The sequence below is a fragment of the Anabaena sp. 4-3 genome, assembly GCF_001597745.1.
In the GTDB taxonomy this organism is placed as follows: Bacteria; Cyanobacteriota; Cyanobacteriia; order Cyanobacteriales; family Nostocaceae; genus Trichormus.
Genome location: NZ_LUHJ01000020.1, coordinates 1 through 743 on the forward strand (window position 1 = coordinate 1; position 743 = coordinate 743).

At 50.9% G+C, this 743-nt stretch carries 1 pseudogene; it reads right to left on the bottom strand.

The features are described 5' to 3' along the window. Positions 1-743, bottom strand: a pseudogene (locus A3775_RS05280) (photosystem II D2 protein (photosystem q(a) protein)); the annotation flags it as partial.

Consider the following 743-nt stretch of genomic DNA (forward strand, 5'->3'; position numbering starts at 1 on the left):
GGTAGTACCTCTTCGGGGAATACAAATTTTTCGTGGGGTTGGTCTTGAGGAGCCATCCAAGCGCGGATACCCTCGTTCAACAAAATGTTTTTGGTATAGAAGGTTTCAAATTCTGGGTCTTCAGCCGCCCGCAACTCTTGGGATACGAAGTCATAAGCCCGTAAGTTGAGTGCGATACCGACGATACCCACAGCCGCCATCCATAAGCCGGTGACTGGCACAAACAACATGAAGAAGTGTAGCCAGCGTTTGTTGGAGAAAGCAATCCCGAAAATCTGTGACCAGAAACGGTTTGCTGTCACCATTGAGTAGGTTTCTTCGGCTTGGGTGGGGTTGAAGGCGCGGAAGGTGTTTGCACCTTCGCCGTCTTCAAATAGGGTGTTTTCTACGGTTGCACCGTGAATCGCACACAATAGCGCACCACCTAATACACCTGCTACACCCATCATGTGGAAGGGGTTGAGGGTAAAGTTGTGGAAGCCTTGTACGAACAGGATGAAACGGAAAATCCCTGCTACACCTAAGCTGGGTGCGAAGAACCAAGAGGATTGTCCCAAGGGGTACATCAAGAATACGCTGACGAATACCGCAATGGGAGCAGAGAATGCTAGGGCGTTGTAGGGACGGATGCCTACTAGCCGGGCAATCTCAAATTGGCGCAGCATGAAGCCGATTAAGCCGAAAGCTCCATGTAGTGCCACGAATGGCCATAAGCCACCGAGTTGACACCAACGGGTGAAGTC